This window comes from Sphaerisporangium melleum (assembly GCF_014646695.1).
Taxonomy (GTDB): Bacteria; Actinomycetota; Actinomycetes; order Streptosporangiales; family Streptosporangiaceae; genus Sphaerisporangium; species Sphaerisporangium melleum.
Window position 1 is genome coordinate 83,215 of record NZ_BMNT01000001.1, and the last position, 15,699, is coordinate 98,913.

Consider the following 15,699-nt stretch of genomic DNA (forward strand, 5'->3'; position numbering starts at 1 on the left):
CTAGTGTTGATCTCGTGGTGGCCGCCCGGCGCACGGGCGGCCACAGTCATCTCGGGGTGGGAACCGGGAGGCTCGGCGGCGTCATGAGGCGTTCACCGCCAGCTCGCCGCGGCGCATCCGCCGACGGCGCTCGGACGCCCGCTCGTCCTCGTTCAGGCCCCCGTAAAGGCCAGACCTCTCAGGCCTGGTCAGCGCGTAGTTCAGGCAGTCCCGGCGGACCGGGCACACAGCGCAGATGGCCTTGGCCTTGCGCTCCCGGATATCCCGCTCAGGCTGGCGCTCCCCGTCGGGGCCGAAGAACAGGACCAGGTCCTCGCCCTGGCAGGCGGCCCGGTCGGTCCACGCCCAGTCGTGGCGGAGGATCGGCGTCCTGGGCAGGCGTGCCGGCTCCGGCCGCCAGTCGTCCTCGTCCGGCTCGTCGCCGTCGAGGAGACCGAGGAGGTTCCACGCCTCCCGGCACGCCCGCATGTCCCGCGCGTGGTCCGGGTGAGAGCACTTCTTCGCCGGGGTGTCGTCGGTGGCGGGTTCGAAGGTGCAGCCGTGGCGGGCGGCGAACCGGGTGAACACCGCGACGATGGCGCGGCGACGAAGCGACCCGTCCACCTCACCGTCGGGGCTCACGCCCAGGGTCGCCTGGGTGGCGCCGTAGAACGACGCCGTCACCGGGCGGGCGTCCGGGCGGCACGCCTCCTCGATCATGCGGGACGTGGCCATCACGGGAATCTCCTCACGGGGATGCCTGCCTTCTCGGCAAGATCAGCGGTGTGGGTGGCTCCGTGGGAGCCGTGGGGCTTGCGGCCCCGGCATCGGGGCTTGCGGCACGGGTCGATGAACGCCAGCACCTCGTCGGGGCCCGTCTCGACCATTTCGGCGTCCCGGCGCAACCCGGCCGTCGGGCAGTACGTGGAACCGCCGAGCCGCTGGCGGCGGTGCGCGGGGTGACAGTGGTCGGCGCAGGTGTCCCAGTCCGCGGGGTGCCGTTCCACCGACAGCCCGGCCCACGCCGAGGCGATCCGGTCGGCGATCGCGTCGGCGCCCTCGTAGGCGTGGCCGTGAACCACGACGACGCTCTCCGGGCCGTGCCGCGAGACGACGCCGGCGAGGGCGTCGCGGATGGTCTGCTCGTCCCGCCACGACCTGGACCCCGTCACCAAGACCCGGTACGGCTCAACCCTGGGCATCGGACACCTCCTCCGGTAGGTCGACCAGGACGACCCGCTTGCCGAGCAGGGCGGCAAGCCGGTCCAGGTCGTCACAGGTCAGGAACCCTCGGCCGACCTCGATGCGGTGCATGTGGGGCTGGCTGTTGCCGAACCGGCCGGCCAGCTCCTTCTGCGACAAGCCGGCGGCTTCCCGGGCCTGCCGGATCTGAGCTGCGAGGGAACCGGTTCGGCCCGCACCCGCTTGGGCGAGCTCGTCCCGGACGATCGCGCGGACATCGGCTTCGTTCACCGTCCACCCCCGAGCTGTTCCGGGTCGTTCCGTGTTGTTCCGGGACGCTCCGCGGCCTCTCTCGCTGCGATGTCGGCGAGGACCTTCTCCACGGTGAAGCCGTTGATCGTGATGTGAGGTGCGGCCTTCTTAGCGATCTCCAGAGCGGTGTCCAAGTCGAATCGGTGGGCCGCGATCCAGTCCTCTTCACGGCTCGACGACAAGGGCTCGTGGTCCCACGTGCCGTCCTTGCCGAGCACCTCGAAGCCGTCCGACACGGCCCACAAGCCACGGCCCCGGTACTCCACAGTGAGGGTGAAGTGACGGCGCTCCCGGTGATCCACCGGCAGGCACGACACCTCGTAGCGGGTGGCCGTCACGATCGGCTCAGGAGCCATTGGAGGTCTCCTTCTCGAAGCGGAAGACGATCTCCTCGTCGCCGCTGACGACCTGCACGACGTCGTCCCATTGGGCGCGGTCGCCGAGCTCGTTCTCGATGACGGCGATCACCTTGCGGACCTCTCCCCAGGCGACGGGGTTCGGGAGGGTGTACTCCACCCATGTGGTGGTGCGCTCACGGCGCGAGAAGTTAGCCACGAGGGGCCTCCTCAGGGTTGTCGGGGGTGTCCACGCCGGCGAGGCGGAGCAGGGTCCGGACGGCCATCTCCAGCCCCTCGCTGATCCCTGCCGCGCGTTCCCCTGCGTCCTTGGGTGGGCGCATCTGGAGGAGGGCGTGAGACACGGTGGCGGCAAAGTCGGCGCGGACGATGACCTCGCCGCGGCGGTGGTAGGAGCGCACAGCCCGCTTGATGCGGGCCTCCAACTCCTCATCGGCGACGGAGACGTCGAGGACGGTCATGCGGTCACCGCCTCGGCTGCACGCTTCCGAGTGCGGAGACGGGCATCTCCGAGGTAGCTGACGCTGACGCCGAGACGTTCAGCGGCGTTCTGCAGGGTGTAGCCCTGGCCGTGGATCAATTCTTCGGCGTCCTCGGCGAGGGCTTGCTCGCGGGCCACCTTCTCCCCAAAGTCGAGGCCGCTTCCGGGGTCCTCGATGTCGTCCCAGGCGAGCAGCGACACCCATCCCGCGGCGGCTGCCCTCTTCCGGGCCAGCTCGACACGCCAGGGGTCAATACCTGCGGCGATCGGGTCTCTTGTCAGCAGTCGAGACGTCGCGATCTGGACGCGTCGAGCTGTCCCGGCGGCGATCTTCCCGCTGGTGTCGTCAGTCGCGATTCGCCACACTTCCTGATGGGCGAGCTGGGCATGCTCGGCGATGACCTGCCTTGGCCACCCCTGCCACATCAGTCCTCGGACGCGCCGCTGCGCGCCCACCACGGGAACGCGCAACATGCTCGCCGTCCCGGGAAGCACCGACAGCACGGCATCGGCGTTCGCCTCAAGGACGCGCTTCATTGGCTTGCTCGCGCCGGGCCGGCCGTGGACAAGGCGCGTCAGCAGGCTGTGTGCCACCCCGGCTTGCCGGGAGATGGCCAGAGGGGTCATGCCCTGGCCGAGCAGCCACACCAAGTGCTCACGCACCGGGGCGGCGTCCACGAGACGCACTCCGCGGCCCTGCAACACGGCGAGTCGATTGCATTTCCGGCGCCGGCTGGAGGCGGCCGTGCATGACGTGCACCGGCAGCCCTTCCCCGGCTGGTCGTTCTCGTCCGGCCCGTGGTCGTAGCGGGCCGGTGTCCCGTGTTCTCTCTCGGAGGGCATCAGGCAGCCGCCTCGATGTCCTCGCCAGTGATGGCTTCAACCAGCGCCGAAACCAGCAACTCCGCGACTGGTGGCGTAACGGCGTTGCCGTACTGCCTGACGCGCTCCCGCTTGTTGCCGACGACCACGTAGCCCTCGCCGAACGCCATCGCCCGGCCGATCTCGTGGGGCTCCAACATCCGGAACAGCACGTCGTCCAGGTCGATCTCGTCGAGGCCGTTGACGACGGCGTACCGGTCGCGGGTGGACAGGGTGCCGACCGGCTCACCGGCCGGGCGGGCATTGCCGTTGCCGTAGTACGGGACGAGGAGCGTCTCCCAAGTGATGAGGGACTGGTGGCCGGCCGCAGTCAGGGTGCGCAGCGGCTCGGTGACCGGTGTGGACATCTGGCTGGCGTCGCCGCGTGGAGTGTTGTTCCGCATCACCAAGGCGGTGACGGGCGGGGCGACGAGCCCGTGGTGGTTCCCCGACGCGGTGACGGTGGCGAGCGCGTCGGACACCGGGCGGGCGTCGGAGGATCCGCCGCGGAGTTCGGCGATGAACGGCAGCCACGCCAGGCCGGTCTCGTTGCGTGCCGTCTGCGTGCGCAGGGGCGAGGTGGCGGGGCTCGGTTCCTTGCCGTCGCGCCCTTCGACGGGGATCAGCAGCGGCGGGATGGCTATGCCGTCGTTCTCCCGGGTGGTCCGGGTGGGCATCGGCTCCGATACGGGGGTCGCCTCGTTGCGCCACGTCCCGCCGGCCGGGACCATGAACGGCTCGTAAGCCATCGCCTTGGTCGCCGTGGTGGTCTGCGTGGTGAGCGGCCCGTCGACCGGCCACGTCCGCACCCCAGGACGGCGTTCGAAGGTGTTGCCCGCGGCCTCCAGGGTGATGGGGCGGGCATACTTGGCGAGGCCGGCCTGGATGCGGGCCAGGGTCTTGTCGGCGAGGGGCTTGGACCGGTCGCCGATCCGCTGCCCGGGCAGCGACCAGTCGATCGCCGCGGCGGCCGGAAGGACGTGCGGCTCCACGACCGAGTTGCGGCACGTAGCCGACGGGCACCGGTAAACGTACTGCTGGCGATAGCGGCCCATGTCAGCGCCGGGCTGCTTGAACACCTGCACCGCACGGACGACCCGCTCGCAGCCTGGGCACCACGCCTGCGGGCGGAGCCACTTGTCCCAGTCCGGGTCCCGGCCGATGCTGCGATGCCAGTACGCGACGTACAGCCGGTCCCTCGACTGGGGCGCGATCGGAGTGCGAGTGGCGTGGGCGTGCATCGAGTTCATCGCCACCACGCGGGTCCGGTAGCCCAGCTTCTTGATCTCGCCGATCCACCGGTCCCACTGGTCCCAGGCCCGCACGTCCACGACGTTCTCCACCACGCCAGCCAGGACGAGCCCTCCGCGGTCCTGGACGCCGCGCAGGTACAGCGGCACCTCCTCCATCAGGGCACGAGAACGCTCGACCTCTTCGTCCTTCTCGGGCCCGAACAGCTCGCCCTGCTGCGAAGTGGCGAAGTCGCGCCGCTTGCCACGAGCGTTGGACCACTGCGGGCATTCCGGGCTAGCCCAGAACAGGTCAGCGACGGGCCAACGGTGGACGGGCGCTTCGCGGATGTCACCGCGGTAATGATCGGTCTTCGGAAAGTTCATCGCGTGCGACTCGATGGCGCGTTCCCAGTGGTTCGCGGCGAGAGTCACCGTCACGCCAGGCACAGCGTGCGCGCCCTGGCTGCTGCCGCCGGCTCCGCAGAACCAATCCATGAGCGACAACGTCACGGGGTCTTCTCCTTGAAGGTCTTGCAGGGGCAGGGAGTGGCCTTCGGCCCACGGCTGGTCGAGCAGGCGCCGCGGGTCCCGTTGGTGCGGATGTTGTGCGCGACTTCGAGTTCGCCGCAGACGCATTCCCGGGGCCGGTAGGCGTTCGGCCTGAGGGAGAGGTCCACGAGGGTCACGACGCCACCGCAAGTTCGCTTTGCGCGTGGTCCTGCCGGGCGCCCGCCACGGACCGGTACCGGCGTGCCCGCACGCCTGGCGACTGCGGGTCCCGGCGGCCGTCGACGACCTCGACGAGGCCAGCGGACGCAAGACGTCCGAGCAGGTTCTTCACGGTCCGCCCGTGGAGCGGGTCGATGACTCGCGTGAGATCCCAGACGCTGAACGACAAGGCCGGGTAACGGTCAAGGTGCGCGAGAAGCGCGACACGAATCCGGTCGATCTCCTCGGGCGAGTTGCACACACGCCGGGCCGGCGGGCACCACCCGGTTTCGATCAGCGCCGCCTCGTACCGCCACGCCGTGGTCGACGAGACACCGATACGCGTCCCGGCTTCCTCGACCGCGACCCCGCCCTTCCGTAGGCGGGCGAACTCCTCGCGCCGCAGGCTTGTGGTCTCCTGGCGGCTGACCAAAGGCCGGTCGCTCGACTGCTGCCGCGCGGGCTGCCGCACCTTCGGGAACTGGTCCAGCGTGCCGCGTCTGTAGTGCCGCAAGTAGCAGTTCTGGTGAAGGTTGCGCCCCACGAGTTCGCCTTCGACGTTGCAGGAGGCGCAGATACCGATCTGCCGCTTCTGGCTCGCCATCACGACCCCACCTCGGCCTCGACAGGCTTGGTGTCGGCGAACATGCGGGAGGGCGGCGCGGTCTCGCCGAGGATGGCCTGGGCGACGTTGAAGGCGTACACGAAGTCGTCGCGGCGCTCGCACCCGTTGCACAGGCCGTCCGGGCTGTTGCACGGGGCCATTTCGTACTGGCGGGCGACCTCCTCCAGCCACGCGGCGAGTGGCTCCGCCAGCGCGGGTGACGCCACCGCGATCCACTTCGGATCGGCAGGGTTCTCCCACTCGACGCACTCCACGAGGTACTCGAACCGCTGGTCCTCGGTGTCCTGCCAAGCGACCAGCTCGCCCGAGTCGCGGACATCCCAGTCACCGGAGGTGGTCCCGGCTGCCGTCTCGCGCAGCTTGGCGGCGGCCCGGCGGAGCAGGTCTGCGGAGTCGAGGCGGGCGTTCATCGGGTCTCCTCCCGGTTCTGGTCGAGGGGGGCGGTGTACAGCGCCCAGATCAGGGCGTGCTCGTGCTCCACCGGCGTCTCCTCGACGGGACGCTCGCGGAGCTTGAGGAACGCAGCGAGGAGCAGCACGGCCAGGCCGCCGGCTTGGAGGAACAGGTCCATGGGCGTCCACCTCTCCGGGGACGGTTCGGCGTCCTGGGCGAGCAGGACGTCATGAGTGAGGGCAAGGCCGGCACCGGCCAAGGCGAGAACCGCGGCGAGGAGGGTCACTGGTCGTCTCCCTCGCGAAGCCGGGCGGTGATCCGCTCGAATTCCTCGGCCTCAGCGGCGGGGATGGCCCGGTAGCCGGCGGCGAGGTGGCGCCGGGCCGCCGCCCGCGCCTGCTCGGCGCGCCGCTTGTGGCGGAGGTGGAGCGACACCCCGGCGGCGAGCGCGACCGTCAGCGCGACGGCGAAGACAAGCACCCACGCCCGAGACACCGCGGCGCTCTGCGCGTCGGCGTCCAGGACCGCGAACAGGAGGTTGCCCATCACAGCCACCTGGCCTCGTCGGCGCAGGAGCCCTGCAGGGCGGCCCGTTCGGCGTCCGCGCCCACCAGGCCGGCGAGCATCTCGTTGCGTGCCTTCAGGGAGGCGTTCTCCGCCTCCAGCTCCGAGACGTGGCCGGACAGGCGGAACGCGTTGCGCATGGCCGTGGCCAACTGGCCGGTCAGCGAAGTGACCCGCTCCCGCAGGGAACGGCCCCGCAGCCACCACCAACCCGCATTGGCCGCCCCGAGGACGACCAGGCCAACGACGATGAGGACGATGCCGGCGTTCACTCGCCCACCGCCTTCATGACGAGGCGGTACGTCGGACAAGGCCACGGCTCTCCGTCGGCCTCGCAGTACTGCCGCGCAGGGTCCGGGTCCTTGACGTTCATCGGGTGGACGCCGTGAATCTCACGCATGCTCTTGGCGAGGTTCTGCCACGCCTCGCGGAGACGGTCCCGCTCGCCGATCAGGCCCAGGTTCTTCGCCGTCAACTCGGCGACCATCTGCTCAAGCTCGGCGGTGTCCTGGCGCAGCGTGACGACCTCGGAGCAGACGTCGATGAAGTCCTGCGAGTCGCTCTGGAGAGACCGGCCCAGCAGGCCAACGACACGGTTGAGCCGCTCCACCTCCGCGAGCAGGGCGCGGACGTCCTCGCCGGCAGTCGCGAAGAACAGTGCCGTGTCAGGAGCGAACTGGCCGATCTCCGAGTACAAGAACTCCCACGGCTGCGGCTCGCCCGTATGGCTGCGGGTGTGCGGCTCCGGCAAACGCAGAGCGGTGACCCAGCGGTGACCCAGGCCGCATCCGGCGGCGTCGTCACAGTCGCAGGAGTCCCACTCCGGTACGTACGGTCCAGGTGCCGCCTTCTGCTCGCGGTCACGGATCTCGGCGAGGCGCTCGGTGCTCATCGGCTCAGCCACGGGGACCTCCCACCTGGACGGGCTCCCACTGGCGCCAGTCCACGAGCCGATACCGGCCCGCCTTGAACTCGCCTCGCAGGAGGCAGATCTCCAACGCGACTGTTGTCGCGGCGTGGAGGCGGATCAGGTCGTCGCGGGACTCGTCGAGGTAGCGCGCCTGCCGCTCCTGGTCCCAATCGCCCCACTGCGGCCACACGGCCTGCGCGATGGACTCGACGAGGTTCCCCGACCCGTAGGGCCGCTTTCCGTCGATACACGGGGCGCCCCACTCGCTACCGCCGAAGGTGACGTTCGCGCGGCGCAGCAACTTCAGGTGATCCTCGGTGACCTCGAACTCGCTCAGGTTCCGCGTGAGCGCGTCGTAGGCTGCGTAAGGGTCGATCACTGGCCACCTCCCGAGTGCTTCGCCAGCCACGCCTCCGCGTCGGCGAGATGCGAGTCGTTGATCCCGGACCGTCCTCCGACGTGGATCAGCCGGAACTCGCCGACGCCGGGCTGTCCGTCGAGCCACTTGCGGTCGGCCTTGGTCAGGTCGTCGTCGAACCACACGAACGGCCGGCGGTCCACGTAGGCGGCGACAGCGGGGGTCTTCCAGCACACCAGCGGGTTGTCGCAGTCGTCGCCCTGGCTGACCTCGATGACCGGCAGCTCGGGCAGGCCGAGGATCGGGGCGATCTCCCGGTTGGCGTGGTGCTCCCACGTGGTCGCCCACACCAGCTCCGCGCCGGTCTTCTTCGCGAGGCCGTACAAGGCGGGCCCGTGGTCGGGGTTGAGCCACAGGTTGAACGTCCCGTTCCCGCCGGAGCAGCGGTACCGCTCCCACTCCGGGCCGGGACGCACGAAGGGGTTCAGCACGCCGTCCACGTCGAGCAGGATCAGCGGGCGCCTCGTCTCGGCGGCGGTGGCCGCGGCCGGCGTTTCCAGCGTGAGGGTGCTCACCTTGCACCTCCCACCTGGACGACCGGGCCGGGAGCAGGAGACGGGACCGTGCCAACCCGAGGAGAGACCTCGCCCGCGGCGACAGCGATCCCCGCGAGGACCAGGCAGAGAACAGCGGCAGCGGCCACGGCGACCAGGCCAGCGAAGACGTGGCGGCTCACGCTGTCACCGCCGCAGACTGATCTGCATCGCGGTCGCTGATCGCCTTACCGGTCGCTTCTTCAACCCGCTGGCGCATCATCTCCGGCAGGACGCGGAAGTCATCCACCGTGAAGGCGCCGCGGCCGGCCTCGGGGGCGAGCACCATCACCTCAGGGGGCGGTGCGTCCTGAGGCCAGGAGCGGGTCTGGCAGATGGCGGCAGCGGACTCGCGGTCGTAGCGGCCGGCCTTCCAGACGTCCTGGGCGTACCCGCTTCGGTTCGGTCCCCACCAGCAGCGGTGCTCGTTCGACCAGACCAGGTAGGTGTCCTCGCTCGCGGCCTTCGCGGCGTCGTACTGGGCGATGCCCCAGACGATCCCGTGGAGCGCCCACAGGAACCACCAGTGGTACTCCTTGAGCTGCCACTCCCAGGCGTCCTGGAAGCGGAACGGCTCTCCGGTGGCCCCCTCGGGCAGATACTGGAAGTCGTTCAGCGCCGCACGGGCATCGTGCTCGTACTCGGTGTTGTACTCGGCGAAGAAGCCGCTGACCTTCTTCTCCCATGCCGCAGTCACACCAGGCCAGTCCGCCTCGGCCTGCTTGAGGTCGTCGGCGACGTGCTGGTTGAACAGGTCCTGGGAGTACTTCATGACGCTGTCCCGGTCGGAGGTCAGCTTCTCCGCCCAGTAGGTCGGGTTGATGTGACCGATCGGGCCCCGAAAGAACGCGAACATGTCCTCCAGGCGGCTGAAGACGAAGCTTTCGCCATCACCTCGGAAGATCAGCGCGTTCGGAACGGTGATGATCTGGAACCAGTAGGCCCACCGGCGGTCAGGGTTGGAGAACTGCAGGTGCCGGTACAGGCCGTCGTCGTGGCGGATGGTCATCACGTGCTCGGCGGTGTCGCGCTTGAAGCGCTCCGCGATGTCCTCGCGGCTCATCGGACCTCACCGGCCTCGGCGGCCTTGCGGGCGTAGGCCATGGCAGCGAGCTGGGCGGCGTACTCCAGCGCCTCGTCCGGGTCCATCGCCCACTTGTCCACCCCGCGCGGGTAGAACACGATGCCCTCGCCGGTCAGGGCGAGCAGGTCTCCGCCGTCCGGCCAGGACATGCCGAGCTCGGCCGGCTCCTGGAGCACGATCGGCGCCTGGTCTCCCTCGACGACGACCGCACGGAAGTGGACCGGCTCGTCGGACGCCATGCCCTCGTCATCACAAGGCGTGATGGCGATCTCCATGACGGAACCTGCCGCCTTGATCTCGTGCAACATGCCGGTGCCGTTGTCGTCGTACACAGTGCCCTCAGCGAGGAACAGGTCGGCGACAACGTCCTCGGGAGTGATCTCGGCGCCCATTACTCGCCACCGCCGATCTCGTCGGCCTCGGTGCGGCACGAGTTGGCGAGCGCCTCGAACAGCCCGTGCCGGAGGCGGACCCGGACCGTCTTGCCGTCAGCGGCGGCGAACTCCAGCGTCCGCGTGGGCGCGCCATCGGTCGGTGCGATGACCCAGTACGTGGTGGCGTCGATCTCGACGGCGTCCTCGATCACGGCGGCGTCTCCCAGCACGGCGTGCTGGACCTGCTCCCGATCCGTCGCCGGCCGCACCACGATCGGCGTCCCGCCGTCGCCCTGGTCGGCGTCGCGGGCGGCGAGCAGGAACAGCTCCGCCGCGGTGTCCGCGTCCACCGGGCCCGACGGCCGGGACTGCCCGGCGTACGGGACGGGCTTCCCGCCGGCCAGGACCCGCCACCGGCCGCCCGACGGCCCGGCCGGCAGGATCTGGAGGCCCTCCTCGCGCAGGCAGTCCTCCAGGGCCGCGGCGCCGGCGAGCGGGTCGGAACCGGTCGTGTGCGGGTTCTCGCCGTCATCCGGCGAGTCCTGCCACACGCCGAGGGCGCGGGCGATCGCCTCGCCGCGAAGCTGGTATGCGCTCTTGGGGCGCTCGGGGGTCTCGGTGCTCACTGGAAGTCCTTGAGGTTGAAGGTGAACGGCTGGGTGTGATCGGCGTCGGCGCGGAACCGGGCCGGGAACGCGATCCGCGGGTCGACCACCGGGTTCCTCGCGGCCTCCTCGCACAGGCGGGCCAGGCCGCTCCACCCGGTGAACTCCCGGACGATCTGCGGGCGAGGCCGGCGGGCGTGACGGACGAACGGCGCCGTCAGGCGCGACCTGCGTGGTAAGGCAGGCGTCTCGGTCAGCGAGTCGGCGCGGTGACGGCCGCTCTCACGCGGCCGGAGCAGGAGACTCATCAGCCCACCGCCACGTCGTCGACGGGAGGCATCGTCAGCGTGTCCTGCCGACGCCGCTTGCACGACTCCCCGGCCAACTCCCAGCCGCCCCCCGGGATGTCGTGGATGTACTGGTTCCGCTCCAGGTCCAGCCGCATCAGGTCCCCGCACCGGCACGGCAGCGCCCCCGGGTCCCCGGTAGGGGTCTGCTCGGCAACCGGGGCCACGAGCACGTCCACGGTCGGCCGGGGACAGCCGTGCATCTCCAGAAGCCGGGCCGTCGCCTCGGCGTCGTCGCGGTTGTTCTGAGCCATCCGCTCGTTGAGGCCCTTCTCGTCGGCCAGCCGGGCGATCTCCTGGTTGCGCTGGTCGATCGCCACGCGCATCTCCCGGATGGACTGCTCCGCCGCGGCGATGGAGTCGGCGTCCTGCTGGTTGGCCTGCGACAGGGAGTCGATCTGCCGGCCGAGGCCGACCGCAGTGCCCGCCTGTCGGGAGGCGTCGGCGATGACGGCCCGGTAGTGCTGGTTCTGGCGGGTCTCGAAGCTCTTGCGGGCGTGCTCGGACGGGAACACCGGGACCGGCGCGGGCGCCGGAGCCGACTGGACGGGGGCCTGGTTCGGGTAGGGCTGGTTGCCCTTGCTGTTGCCACGGTCACGCATGGGTGGTTCTCCGTTCGGGGGTTACGGGGGCTTCCTAGGCGAGAGGAAGCAAGGAAGGTCAAGAGGGGTCGTGGCCGTCGACCTCGACCACATGGACCGGCCTGCCGGAAGTCATCTGCCGCAGCTCGGTGACCGGGTCGATGTACTGGCGTTGGCCCGGCGCGAGCGGCTCGACCGGCCACCATTCGCCGAACACGGACACCTGGGAGTCGAGCCAGCGCTTCACCGTCGCCTCGTCGTTCACCCAGTCGGGGACGTCGATGTCGGCGAGCGCCGGATGCTGCTCGCGCAGCGACTCGGCGCACTCCTTCGCGGCGCGTATGAGCTGGTGAGTGAACAGGCTTTCGCCGGTCATCCAGTTCAAGATCTGGTAGACGCCGTCCATGCCGTCCGGGGAGACGAGGCGGTCTGTGGTGACGGTCAGAATGTCGCCGAGGTGGAAGACCTTGGGCTCGCGCTCGCTCACGCCTCACCGCCGGTCGGAACCTCCGCCTTGGCGTCGTCCGCGATGAGCCGCTCAGCGATCCCGTTGATCTGCTCCGGGTCGATGCCGTACTCGGTCAGCCACGACCACACGTCCGGGCCCAGGGTGTGCGGGTTGTCCAGCGACTCCCAGAAGTTCCTGGCCACCCCATCGGCGGCATCGCCACCGATGATCGTCTTGATCTCCCGGAACAGGTAGGCGATGGAGTAGAAGGACGTGAACATGCCCATCGACTGGTCGGCCTTGTCCCGGTCCGGGTGGTCGAAGCCGAGACGGAAGTGCAGGTGGGCGAACGCCGCGTACTGCTTGGCCAGGCCCTCCGCGGTGGCGTCTTCGGCGCGCTGGGGCGACGGGGCGAGGTCTTCGATCGAGAGCTTGTCAGCCATTGGGACTCCTGCCTGTCGTACGGTCTCACATCGTTTCTGTCGTACAGATATACCGCTGAACCTACTGAACCACAAGCCTTCTAGCCGTGTTAGTGTCAGTACACATAGGAAGTCGAGAAAGGAGGGCGCATATGCTTCCCCGTACGCACACGCACGGGAGAAGAGCGATGCCGCGACCCAAGACCGGTCAGACGCCAGTCCGCTACGTACGACTCGGCGACGAGATCTGGGAGCAGGTCGAATGGATCGCCCACGAGGACGGCAGCTCGAACACCGACGTCGTGAAGACCGCGCTGCAGGAGTACATCGCCAAGCGCCGGCGGCTCCACCGACTGCAGCAGTCGAAGGCCGAGCCCGGCGATGACTGAACGGACCGCCCTCTACCGCCTGTACGACGCAAACGATGTCCTGCTCTACGTCGGAATCACCGCAAGCCCTACGCTCCGCTGGGAGCAGCACTCCCGAGACAAGAGGTGGTGGCCAGAGGTCACCCGCAAGGAAGTCGAGTGGCACGACAGTCGGCAGCGGGCCGCCGCTGCCGAGACTGCTGCCATCAGCGCAGATAGCCCGGCCTACAACGTGACTGGCATGCCAGGACGACGTCGGGACGTCCTGGCCCGGCGCGCCATCAGCCTCGGAATTGCCAGCGAGGCTCCTGCAATCCGCTGGTGGGAGTACGTCACAACGGTTAGCGGGGGTGCCACGCAGACCGCTATTGCGGATCGAGTTGGAATCTCGCAGGCCAGCGTCGCCCGATGGCGGACAACTCAGCCCAAGAGCGAGAACATCGCAGGCTTCGCGCGCGCCTACGGACGCCCAGTGTTGGAAGCGTTCGTAGCGGCCGGCTTCCTGGACGAGGAGGACTTCCAAGTCACCGAGGTTGCGCCAGACATCGAAAGCATGCCTAACGATGAACTCGCCGCCCTGCTCCATCGCATCGGCGACGAGCTCGGCAAGCGCGCCAAGAGCTGACACCCCTCCTCCTCTCCGGTCTTCTCCTCGTGGAGCCCCGCCCGCAACGGGCGGGGCTCTTTGCTGCGCGGAGCTGCTAGAAAGGCGGCTCGTTGACCAGCCCCACCCACGGGTGCTCCGTCAGGGACCGGGTCCACAAGTGGCCCGCGGTGCCGGCGTGCCGTTCGGCTTCCTCGGCGGCGTCGTAGCGGATGTGGGTATCCGCCGCGTCGGGGGCCTTGCCGTCCTCGGTGACCGCGTACTCCTCCCGCATCGGCAGGCCCCGCCAGTAGGCGAGCTCCCTGCGCAGCGCCTCCACCTCGTCCAGCGCCACGGGCAGCAGGTCGAGCGCCTCCCGCCCCTTGTGGCCCAGGACGCATGACTCCTCCTGGAAAGCGGCCAAGACCGCGCGAGCCGCGACCAGGTCCAGCGGCGACTCGTCCTGCTCCGGCGGTTCCGGTTCCCGGTCGTCGTCCCGATCCCAGTCCGGCTCGATGGCGGACGGATCTTCCATCCGCTGCTCTGTACGAATGTCGTCCATTAACTCGATCTCCAGTTCAAGAAGGGAGGCCGCCGAGCCCCACCCCCGATCGGCGAGGGCTCGGCGGAAGTCAGCGGTAGACGGTCAGTTCTTCGGCGAGACGTTCACGGAGCTACCGACAGGAACCGGGACGATGGTGACCTTGCCGTCCTTGATGGCCTGGTAGAGCACGTAGCCGCTCGGGCCGAGCACGTCGACCAGTTCCTTGATGGACTGGATCTCGGTCTTCACCTGCTCGTTGCGGTTCTTCTGGGCGGCGTTCTGCTCGACCGCTTCCTGTGCGGCGGCCAGCGCCTCACGCACCTTCTGGGGTGGCTGCGGCTGCTGGAGGGTGAACTTGAACCCGGTGAAGTAGTCGGCGCCGGCCTGCTCCTTGATGAACTGGGACGCCAGGCCAGCCACCTCGGTCTCCCATGCCTGCTTCACCTGAGGGTTGGCGAACAGGTCCTTCCACGGGTACTTCTTCGCTGCGGCGTCCATCGCCCTGTCCAGCGGCTGCTTGACGTAGACGCCGAGCATGCGCGCCCACCCCTCCTCGGAGTCGGCGCTGTACTTCTGCCCGATGGTGCGCCAGAACTTGTCGAGCGTCTGGCAGTCCGACGTCAGGTAGAAGGTGGCGACACCCTCAACGGACATCTCCAGGTTGTCCTTGGAGACGACGCCGATAGATCCTGACTCGGCGCCCGACGCGGGAACGCGCGGATCCTTGGGGTCGGAGCGGAACTCGAAGGACCGCTGGTCCGCGGGCAGCGCCACGCCAGGGTCGTTGATGTCCTGCCAAGCACGCTGGCCCGGCTCGACGCACCCTTCCAGGGTCTTCTCACCGGACCAGGAGTCGTAGTCGTAGTCCAGGCCACGCTCGTTGGTGTCGGTGGTGATGGCGCACCCCGAGCCGACGGCGGCGACGAGCAGCGCAGCGGCAGCGGTGGTAGCGGTACGGCGGTTCATTGCAGCCCTCTCGGGGGGTTGATGTTCGACTTGCGGATCTCGTCGAGCGCGATGACCGCGAATGGGTCGCCGAGCTCGACGTGCTCGACCGCGCGGGCCTCAAGACCGGCGACGAGACGGCGGTAGCGACTTAGGGCCCGAAGCTCCAGTGCCTTACGAGCGGACCAGCGCAGCAGCAACACACCGAGTACGACCAGCGCGACGATCAGCGCCAGCGCGAGGAATCCGACGACAGCTCTCACTTCGTGCCTCCCGCCAGGTGCCGGGTGTGGTCTTCGGGCATGTCCTGTCCGCACTCCGAGCAGGGGACGACGGGCACCGTGGCCACGCCCGAGGTGAGCACGACGGGCACCGTGGCCACGCCCGAGGTGAGCACGACGCGCAGAGCGCGAGGGCACCGCGGCCGGTACTCGATCAGCCCCATGCGGGCGAGCCGGGACAGGTGGTGGGTGACCGACGACGTGCTGGCCAGGCCCGCCCCGCGGCCGATCTCCCGGATCGACGGCGCGTACCCGTGGCGTTCCACGTGGGAGGCGATGGCGCGGAGCACGAGCAGGCGGCGGTTCCTCGGGCGGATCACGACGCCACCTCCGCCACGAACAGGTCCACGGCGCCGCAAGAGCAGTGCACGACGAACTCCTCGTCCCACTCGTAGCCGTGGCAGGCCAGGTGGCCGTAACGTTCGAGAACCTCTGTCGGCACGTCCACGAACCCGAGGTGGTCGTAGTCGTCCACGACGACCACGGGCAGCAGGCCGTCGGAGCGATCCCAAGCGGCGCGCGGCGCCGGCCGGTGCCCGCCCTCGTCGTCGAGAAGAACCCAG

Annotated in this window: 31 protein-coding genes; 2 read left to right on the forward strand and 29 right to left on the reverse strand. The window is 69.4% G+C overall.

Features of this window, described 5'->3' with window-relative positions:
* Positions 1 to 81 precede the first annotated feature (81 nt).
* The 24 genes from IEY93_RS39655 to IEY93_RS00760 form a co-directional block, all read right to left on the reverse strand.
* Positions 82 to 714: a WhiB family transcriptional regulator gene (locus tag IEY93_RS39655; protein WP_229690772.1), complete on the reverse strand. Its 633-nt coding sequence runs from the start codon at positions 712 to 714 to the stop codon at positions 82 to 84.
* A complete protein-coding gene (locus IEY93_RS00650; protein ID WP_189160935.1) occupies positions 714 to 1,181 on the reverse strand; it encodes a DUF2493 domain-containing protein in 468 nt (155 codons plus the stop codon). Before IEY93_RS00650 ends, IEY93_RS39655 begins: the two co-directional genes overlap by 1 nt.
* Entirely contained in the window at positions 1,168 to 1,452 is a 285-nt protein-coding gene (locus tag IEY93_RS00655; RefSeq protein WP_203967884.1) for a helix-turn-helix domain-containing protein, read from the reverse strand. Before IEY93_RS00655 ends, IEY93_RS00650 begins: the two co-directional genes overlap by 14 nt.
* Positions 1,449 to 1,811, reverse strand: coding sequence for a hypothetical protein (locus tag IEY93_RS00660; protein ID WP_189160936.1), 363 nt, complete (start codon positions 1,809 to 1,811; stop codon positions 1,449 to 1,451). Before IEY93_RS00660 ends, IEY93_RS00655 begins: the two co-directional genes overlap by 4 nt.
* Before the next feature lie 7 nt (positions 1,812 to 1,818).
* Positions 1,819 to 2,028, reverse strand: coding sequence for a hypothetical protein (locus tag IEY93_RS00665; protein ID WP_189160937.1), 210 nt, complete (start codon positions 2,026 to 2,028; stop codon positions 1,819 to 1,821).
* Entirely contained in the window at positions 2,021 to 2,290 is a 270-nt protein-coding gene (locus IEY93_RS00670; RefSeq protein WP_189160938.1) for a hypothetical protein, read from the reverse strand. The genes IEY93_RS00665 and IEY93_RS00670 overlap by 8 nt, the downstream gene beginning before the upstream one ends.
* Positions 2,287 to 2,988 (reverse strand): hypothetical protein, encoded by a 702-nt coding sequence (locus IEY93_RS00675; protein ID WP_189160939.1) that lies wholly within the window; start codon positions 2,986 to 2,988, stop codon positions 2,287 to 2,289. The genes IEY93_RS00670 and IEY93_RS00675 overlap by 4 nt, the downstream gene beginning before the upstream one ends.
* Before the next feature lie 164 nt (positions 2,989 to 3,152).
* Entirely contained in the window at positions 3,153 to 4,913 is a 1,761-nt protein-coding gene (locus IEY93_RS00680) for a DNA cytosine methyltransferase (protein WP_203967886.1), read from the reverse strand.
* Positions 4,910 to 5,089 (reverse strand): hypothetical protein, encoded by a 180-nt coding sequence (locus tag IEY93_RS00685; RefSeq protein WP_189160940.1) that lies wholly within the window; start codon positions 5,087 to 5,089, stop codon positions 4,910 to 4,912. The genes IEY93_RS00680 and IEY93_RS00685 overlap by 4 nt, the downstream gene beginning before the upstream one ends.
* The gene (locus IEY93_RS00690; RefSeq protein ID WP_189160941.1) at positions 5,086 to 5,715 is read right to left on the reverse strand and encodes a hypothetical protein; all 630 of its coding nucleotides are present in this window, start codon (positions 5,713 to 5,715) and stop codon (positions 5,086 to 5,088) included. Before IEY93_RS00690 ends, IEY93_RS00685 begins: the two co-directional genes overlap by 4 nt.
* Positions 5,715 to 6,146 carry a hypothetical protein gene (locus IEY93_RS00695; protein ID WP_189160942.1) on the reverse strand — a complete coding sequence of 144 codons (432 nt, stop codon included), beginning with the start codon at positions 6,144 to 6,146 and terminating at the stop codon, positions 5,715 to 5,717. The genes IEY93_RS00690 and IEY93_RS00695 overlap by 1 nt, the downstream gene beginning before the upstream one ends.
* Positions 6,143 to 6,415: a hypothetical protein gene (locus tag IEY93_RS00700; RefSeq protein ID WP_189160943.1), complete on the reverse strand. Its 273-nt coding sequence runs from the start codon at positions 6,413 to 6,415 to the stop codon at positions 6,143 to 6,145. The genes IEY93_RS00695 and IEY93_RS00700 overlap by 4 nt, the downstream gene beginning before the upstream one ends.
* On the reverse strand, positions 6,412 to 6,675 hold the full coding sequence (locus IEY93_RS00705) for a hypothetical protein (RefSeq protein WP_189160944.1): 264 nt from the start codon (positions 6,673 to 6,675) through the stop codon (positions 6,412 to 6,414). Before IEY93_RS00705 ends, IEY93_RS00700 begins: the two co-directional genes overlap by 4 nt.
* A complete protein-coding gene (locus IEY93_RS00710) occupies positions 6,675 to 6,965 on the reverse strand; it encodes a hypothetical protein (RefSeq protein ID WP_189160945.1) in 291 nt (96 codons plus the stop codon). The genes IEY93_RS00705 and IEY93_RS00710 overlap by 1 nt, the downstream gene beginning before the upstream one ends.
* Entirely contained in the window at positions 6,962 to 7,597 is a 636-nt protein-coding gene (locus IEY93_RS00715; RefSeq protein ID WP_189160946.1) for a hypothetical protein, read from the reverse strand. The genes IEY93_RS00710 and IEY93_RS00715 overlap by 4 nt, the downstream gene beginning before the upstream one ends.
* Entirely contained in the window at positions 7,590 to 7,982 is a 393-nt protein-coding gene (locus IEY93_RS00720) for a hypothetical protein (RefSeq protein WP_189160947.1), read from the reverse strand. The genes IEY93_RS00715 and IEY93_RS00720 overlap by 8 nt, the downstream gene beginning before the upstream one ends.
* A complete protein-coding gene (locus IEY93_RS00725) occupies positions 7,979 to 8,536 on the reverse strand; it encodes an HAD domain-containing protein (RefSeq protein ID WP_189160948.1) in 558 nt (185 codons plus the stop codon). The genes IEY93_RS00720 and IEY93_RS00725 overlap by 4 nt, the downstream gene beginning before the upstream one ends.
* A 157-nt stretch (positions 8,537 to 8,693) precedes the next feature.
* Positions 8,694 to 9,617, reverse strand: a complete 924-nt coding sequence (locus IEY93_RS00730; RefSeq protein WP_189160949.1) for a hypothetical protein — start codon at positions 9,615 to 9,617, stop codon at positions 8,694 to 8,696.
* Positions 9,614 to 10,030 carry a hypothetical protein gene (locus tag IEY93_RS00735; protein WP_189160950.1) on the reverse strand — a complete coding sequence of 139 codons (417 nt, stop codon included), beginning with the start codon at positions 10,028 to 10,030 and terminating at the stop codon, positions 9,614 to 9,616. Before IEY93_RS00735 ends, IEY93_RS00730 begins: the two co-directional genes overlap by 4 nt.
* The gene (locus IEY93_RS00740; RefSeq protein ID WP_189160951.1) at positions 10,030 to 10,638 is read right to left on the reverse strand and encodes a hypothetical protein; all 609 of its coding nucleotides are present in this window, start codon (positions 10,636 to 10,638) and stop codon (positions 10,030 to 10,032) included. Before IEY93_RS00740 ends, IEY93_RS00735 begins: the two co-directional genes overlap by 1 nt.
* Positions 10,635 to 10,925 carry a hypothetical protein gene (locus tag IEY93_RS00745; protein WP_189160952.1) on the reverse strand — a complete coding sequence of 97 codons (291 nt, stop codon included), beginning with the start codon at positions 10,923 to 10,925 and terminating at the stop codon, positions 10,635 to 10,637. The genes IEY93_RS00740 and IEY93_RS00745 overlap by 4 nt, the downstream gene beginning before the upstream one ends.
* Positions 10,925 to 11,566, reverse strand: coding sequence for a hypothetical protein (locus IEY93_RS00750; protein WP_189160953.1), 642 nt, complete (start codon positions 11,564 to 11,566; stop codon positions 10,925 to 10,927). Before IEY93_RS00750 ends, IEY93_RS00745 begins: the two co-directional genes overlap by 1 nt.
* Positions 11,567 to 11,624: 58 nt before the next feature.
* The gene (locus IEY93_RS00755) at positions 11,625 to 12,032 is read right to left on the reverse strand and encodes a DUF7736 domain-containing protein (protein WP_189160954.1); all 408 of its coding nucleotides are present in this window, start codon (positions 12,030 to 12,032) and stop codon (positions 11,625 to 11,627) included.
* Positions 12,029 to 12,436: a hypothetical protein gene (locus IEY93_RS00760; RefSeq protein ID WP_189160955.1), complete on the reverse strand. Its 408-nt coding sequence runs from the start codon at positions 12,434 to 12,436 to the stop codon at positions 12,029 to 12,031. The genes IEY93_RS00755 and IEY93_RS00760 overlap by 4 nt, the downstream gene beginning before the upstream one ends.
* A gap of 167 nt (positions 12,437 to 12,603) precedes the next feature.
* Between IEY93_RS00760 and IEY93_RS00765 the strand changes: the two genes are divergently transcribed.
* Entirely contained in the window at positions 12,604 to 12,804 is a 201-nt protein-coding gene (locus tag IEY93_RS00765; protein WP_189160956.1) for a hypothetical protein, read from the forward strand.
* Positions 12,797 to 13,408 carry a GIY-YIG nuclease family protein gene (locus IEY93_RS00770; RefSeq protein WP_189160957.1) on the forward strand — a complete coding sequence of 204 codons (612 nt, stop codon included), beginning with the start codon at positions 12,797 to 12,799 and terminating at the stop codon, positions 13,406 to 13,408. The genes IEY93_RS00765 and IEY93_RS00770 overlap by 8 nt, the downstream gene beginning before the upstream one ends.
* A gap of 76 nt (positions 13,409 to 13,484) precedes the next feature.
* Here the strand turns inward: IEY93_RS00770 and IEY93_RS00775 are convergent, their stop codons facing one another.
* The 5 genes from IEY93_RS00775 to IEY93_RS00795 form a co-directional block, all read right to left on the reverse strand.
* The gene (locus IEY93_RS00775) at positions 13,485 to 13,901 is read right to left on the reverse strand and encodes a hypothetical protein (protein WP_189160958.1); all 417 of its coding nucleotides are present in this window, start codon (positions 13,899 to 13,901) and stop codon (positions 13,485 to 13,487) included.
* A 111-nt stretch (positions 13,902 to 14,012) separates the two neighbouring features.
* Entirely contained in the window at positions 14,013 to 14,876 is an 864-nt protein-coding gene (locus IEY93_RS00780) for an SPFH domain-containing protein (RefSeq protein ID WP_189160959.1), read from the reverse strand.
* Entirely contained in the window at positions 14,873 to 15,118 is a 246-nt protein-coding gene (locus IEY93_RS00785; RefSeq protein WP_189160960.1) for a hypothetical protein, read from the reverse strand. The genes IEY93_RS00780 and IEY93_RS00785 overlap by 4 nt, the downstream gene beginning before the upstream one ends.
* On the reverse strand, positions 15,115 to 15,456 hold the full coding sequence (locus IEY93_RS00790; RefSeq protein ID WP_203967887.1) for a LexA family protein: 342 nt from the start codon (positions 15,454 to 15,456) through the stop codon (positions 15,115 to 15,117). The genes IEY93_RS00785 and IEY93_RS00790 overlap by 4 nt, the downstream gene beginning before the upstream one ends.
* Positions 15,453 to 15,699: hypothetical protein (locus tag IEY93_RS00795; RefSeq protein ID WP_189160962.1), on the reverse strand; the 247-nt coding region annotated here is incomplete at its 5' end. The genes IEY93_RS00795 and IEY93_RS00790, both read right to left, overlap by 4 nt.